Source organism: Idiomarina sp. UBA3162 (assembly GCF_002364475.1).
In the GTDB taxonomy this organism is placed as follows: domain Bacteria; phylum Pseudomonadota; class Gammaproteobacteria; order Enterobacterales; family Alteromonadaceae; genus Idiomarina.
Map to the genome: position 1 here is coordinate 1 of NZ_DEYI01000006.1, position 5,241 is coordinate 5,241.

Consider the following 5,241-nt stretch of genomic DNA (forward strand, 5'->3'; position numbering starts at 1 on the left):
TCGCGCAGGATGCGCGACCTACGGGGGCTGGGGCCAATGTCGCGATGGTTGTTGTCGCGCAAAATGCGCGACCTACGGGGGCTGGGGCCAATGTCGCGATGGTTGTTGTCGCGCAAGATGCGCGACCTACACCAATACAATGGATTTGTTATCGATATGTAACTTGCGCCTTGGGCGCAAGTTGGTGAGCTGCTCGCTATGATCAATGACGATAGAAGGGCGATGTAGTTCCGCTAACATTTGATTCAAAGTGGCGGCACTCGTCGAATCTAGGCCGTTAAACGGCTCGTCAAGTAATAGCCAGTGCCCGTTGCCTGAGAGCGCCAGTATCAATTTGAGCTTTTGTTGATTTCCTTGCGAAAGCTTACCTACCGTTGCTGTTAAACAATCTGAGAACTGGAAAGCTTCAATCAATTGACTGCGCTGTGTGGTGTCGCAACGTTGATACTTATCGTATAGCGAAAACACGGTAGTTACCGTCATGTTGTCGGGGATTTGAATACTATCGGCAACGAGATTGGGGCGATCGTCAACGTTCAACGAGCCCGAGCTGGGCATGATTAACCCGCTAAGAAGTTGTAAAAAAGTGGACTTTCCCGCACCGTTTTTACCTGTTAGCTGATACTGCCCTTCTGGTAGCGTGAGCGTAACGGAATCTAAAATTAAGTTATCACCGAGTTTTAGGCTGACATTATTCAATTCAATGTTGGTCATTTATGTGCATCTTTTAAGCGGATATCTGCCGCCATGTTACGGTAGCTTGCGCCTTGGGCGCAAGATGCAATGGTTGATGTCGCGCAGGATGCGCGACCTACGGTGGGTGGGGGCCAATGCCGCGCTGGTTGATGTCGCGCAGGATGCGCGACCTACGGTGGGTGGGGGCCAATGCCGCGATGGTTGATGTCGCGCAAAATGCGCGACCTACGTGGGGTATTGAATTTTTGTTTAGAAATAGTAAAGAGACTGTTTAGCAGAAAGCATATTGTCTATTGTAACAAAGTGTTTCAAATTGAAGTTTCATTCTGTTAGGAGATAGTCATGTTTAAACGTTCCTTACTCGTTATCGCGCTCAGTAGTGCGCTCGCGGCCTGTGGCGGGTCTGATTCAAGCACCGACTCATCAACCGGCGATAATGGCGGCGGTAATGAAACCGCATCATCTACAATTGTCACCGAAGGAGTCATCACGGGTTTTGGTAGTGTTTACGTTAACGGCGAACGTTATCGTTCTGACAACGCCACCATTGCGCTTGATAATGCTCAATCTGGCACCGAGAGTGACCTAAAGGTCGGCATGGTGGTAAAAATGAAAGCCACACGGTCCGGTAACGAAACACCGGAAGCCAGTGAAATCGAATATGAAGAAGAAATTCAGGGTCGCGTCGACTTTATCGATATTGATAACCAAGCGTTTACGGTATTAGGTCAAACCATTAATTTTGATGATGTTACGGAATTTGTGGGAGTGACCGACAGTACGCTCGCGGTCGGCGATTTTGTTGAAATCAGTGGTTATTTAAACGAAGACGGTGAATTTTACGCGACCTTGGTGGAGCTTGAGAGCGACGAGGATGAGCTTAAAGTAAAAGGTAACATAGCGGGGCTCGATACGGACGCGCAAACGTTCATGTTGGGCGAGCTCACCATCGATTACTCTCAGGCGAGCTTCGAAGAGATGACGGCTGACGATTTGCAAGATGGGTTAGCCATTAAAGTTGAAGGAAGTCAGTATGATTCAACCTCAGATACGTTGATCGCTGATTCTATTGAACAAAAAGATAGTCGCTTAGACGACGATGTTGATGAGCTCGAAGTTGCCGGTGTTGTCGGTAATTATGATGCTGCGGCGGGTACTTTTGTCATCAAAGGTTACCAAGTTGCCCTCGATGACGATACTGAATTTGATGAGGGTGAAGAGGCCGATCTGAGTAACGGTGTTCGTATTAAAGTTGAAGCACGTAATGATGGCGAGTCTTGGGTTGCTGAAGAAATAGAATTTCAAGAGTACCGTGCGGTAGGACGTACCGAAGGTGCTGTCAGTGAAATTGATGCAGATAACGGATTGATTACGGTAAACGGCATTGAATTCTTAACAACCTCGCAAACTCGTTATAAAGATGATTCGGATGCTGACTTGCGCCAATTCACGTTCGACGATATTGCCGTTAACGACGTACTACGTGTGATTGCGCGTGAAGACCAACAAGGTCAAGCTATCGCTCTGAAGATCAAGCGGTTAGATGAGGAAGATCGGGACGGTGAAGTTAAGGGCGTGCCCAGTGATATTTCTGAGACGGGCTTTACCCTTGCCGGAGTCGAAGTCATCGTTAATGACGAAACGCGTTTTAAAACCGATGATTCGCGGATTTCGCTCGATGAGTTCATTGCGTTGTTCGATGGCGATACTGAGTTGCGCGTTGAGGTTGAAGGCGAGTGGGACGGTGATCAATTGATTGCGCATAAAGTCGAGGTCGATCTTGACGACGACGATGATGCCGACGACGGTGATGATGACGGTGATGACCGCCAGGGCTATACCGAATACGAAGGTGAGGTGACTGACGTCAATGGCGAAGCTTTTACGGTTAATGGTATCGAAGCACGTTTAACCACTGACAGTGAGCTAAAAATCAATGATGAAGAAGTCACACTACAAGCGTTCGTTGATGCATTAGCTGAAGGTGTGGTGGTCGAAGTCGAAGGTCAGTGGCAAGAAGAAAGCTACGTGCTTGTTTACGAGGCCGAAATCGACGATTAATCGTAGCTTGCGCCTTGGGCGCAAGGTGCGATACCGAGTGTCGCGCACAATGCGCGACGCACTTCGACCTAAGTCGAATGTTTAATTTCTATTTGCTTGCATATGCTTATCGCAACTGAACTTGGTTGCGGAGTGAGTATATGCAAGCCTATCACCAACTTTATTCTGATGCTCAGCAAGATCCTGAAGGTTTCTGGCTCGAGCAGGCGCACCGTCTACATTGGTTCAAAGCCCCCCAGCAGGCGGCTAATTTAGAAACCAATGGCTTAGCCGATTGGTTCCCCGATGGCGAGTGCAATATCAGCTACCAAGCACTCGATGCGCAGATAGAGGCGGGTCGAGGTGAACAAGTTGCCCTGTACTACGACTCTCCCGTTACGCAGACCAAACAGCAGTGGACATTTAATCAGTTGCGCGACGAAGTGGCGCGCTGTGCCGGTATGATCCGAGCGGCGGGTGTGAGTAAAGGCGACCGCGTGGTTATTTACATGCCGATGATCCCACAGGCAGCCATTGCAATGCTTGCGTGTGCACGGTTGGGCGCGATTCACTCCGTTGTGTTTGGTGGTTTCGCGGCGCACGAACTTGCAATCCGCATCGATGACGCAGAGCCGGCCTTACTGATCACCGCGTCATGCGGCATCGAGGGACAACGAGTACTCGATTACAAACCCATTGTCGATAAAGCATTACAAGAAGCTGAACACCCGCCACAGCATGTCATTGTGTATCAACGTCCGCAGAGCCAAGCGTCGATGCAACCGCCGCGTGACATCGACTGGACAGATGCGATAAAAGACGCAGTTAAGGTCGACGCTGTGCCGGTGAACGCCACCCACCCATTGTATATTCTATACACTTCGGGAACTACGGGACGCCCAAAAGGTGTGGTACGTGACCATGGTGGCTATGCAGTGGCACTGAACTTCTCTATGAATTACGTTTACGGTATGTACCCTGGGGAAACCCTATTCACTGCGTCGGACGTCGGCTGGGTCGTCGGGCATTCCTATATTGTATATGGTCCTCTACTATTTGGTTGTAGTTCAGTACTTTACGAAGGTAAGCCCATTAATACGCCCGACGCGGGTGCGTTTTGGCGGATTATCCAGGACTATCAAGCATCGGCTGTGTTTTCGGCCCCCACGGCGTTTCGTGCCATTAAAAAAGAAGATCCTCATGGTGAATATTTAGCTAAATACGATATTAGCGCGTTGAAGCGTATTTATATGGCCGGTGAGCGGCTCGATCCCGCCACGCTCGAGTGGACTGAAGAGCTGACTCAGCGTCCAGTATATGATCATTGGTGGCAGACTGAGAGTGGTTGGCCGATGTGCGCTAATCCGGTGGGGGTAGGCGCTACCCCTGTAAAACCGGGTTCTTCAAGCCTACCTGTGCCGGGTTATGAATTTGCCATCCTCGATCCACAAGGTCAGCCATTAGGCGCTAATGAAGAAGGTTCTGTGTGTTTACGCCTGCCACTTCCACCCGGCTGTTTGCCAACAGTGTGGGGTGATGAGCAACGCTTACAAGATAGCTACCTGAAGGCGTTTCCAGGTTACTATTGTAGTGGAGACGGTGGTTATATGGATGACGACGGCTACGTATTCATTATGGGCCGCACTGATGACGTGATTAATGTCGCGGGTCACCGACTGTCGACCGGTGAAATGGAAGAAGTATTAGCGCAACATACTGCTGTCGCTGAATGTGCTGTTGTTGGTCAACCTGATGAGCTTAAGGGCGAGTTACCTGTGGGGTTAGTGATTTTAAAAAATGACGTGCACATCACGACAGAGGAATTACAGGCGCAACTCATTGCTCAAATTCGTGAGACGATCGGTGCGATCGCGTGTTTAAAAACGCTCTACATCGTACCTAAGTTGCCCAAGACACGCTCTGGAAAAATTCTTCGCCGCTTGATTCGACAAGTGCTACAGGGCGACACTGTAGCAGTCCCCTCGACGATAGACGACCCGGATAGTGTTGAGATGATTCAAACCGTGGTAAAGCAGCAAAATGAAGCTAGGAAAGTCAGTTGAAATACCGTTAGAATAGAGGCTTTGTAAGTTAATTTAACGGGTATTGAATGACACTCTCTATTGTCGCAGTTGTTTTAGGTTTAATTGTCCTAGTCTGGAGTGCGGATCGCTTTGTCGAAGGCGCTGCCGCGGTTGCTAAAAACTTAGGTATGGCGCCGCTTGTTATTGGCATGGTGATCATTGGTTTCGGTACTTCAGCGCCAGAGATGGTGGTCTCGGCGTTGGCATCATCACAAGGTAACCCAGCACTCGCACTCGGTAATGCGTACGGTTCCAATATCACGAATATTGCTTTAGTGTTGGGCTTAACGGCCGTGTTGGCACCGATTGCAGTGCAGTCAGGGGTGATCAAACGTGAGTTGCCGGTGCTGATCGCGATTACTTTATTGACGGCTGCTTTTCTGTGGGATTATCAAATAACCGCCATTGAAGCTTGGGTCCT

Annotated in this window: 3 protein-coding genes and 1 pseudogene; 3 read left to right on the forward strand and 1 reads right to left on the reverse strand. The window is 49.4% G+C overall.

Going from position 1 to position 5,241, the window contains the following annotated elements; all coding sequences use genetic code 11:
- Positions 1 to 126 precede the first annotated feature (126 nt).
- A complete protein-coding gene (locus tag B2X00_RS00975) occupies positions 127 to 714 on the reverse strand; it encodes an ABC transporter ATP-binding protein (protein ID WP_290485749.1) in 588 nt (195 codons plus the stop codon).
- 324 nt (positions 715 to 1,038) lie between these two features.
- Between B2X00_RS00975 and B2X00_RS00980 the strand changes: the two genes are divergently transcribed.
- From B2X00_RS00980 to B2X00_RS00990, 3 genes and pseudogenes are all read left to right on the forward strand, one after another.
- Complete coding sequence (locus tag B2X00_RS00980) at positions 1,039 to 2,757, forward strand: DUF5666 domain-containing protein (protein WP_290485750.1); 1,719 nt, start codon at positions 1,039 to 1,041, stop codon at positions 2,755 to 2,757.
- 140 nt (positions 2,758 to 2,897) lie between these two features.
- A complete protein-coding gene (locus B2X00_RS00985; RefSeq protein ID WP_290485751.1) occupies positions 2,898 to 4,799 on the forward strand; it encodes an acetate--CoA ligase in 1,902 nt (633 codons plus the stop codon).
- A 47-nt stretch (positions 4,800 to 4,846) separates the two neighbouring features.
- A pseudogene (locus tag B2X00_RS00990) lies at positions 4,847 to 5,241 on the forward strand (calcium/sodium antiporter); the annotation flags it as partial.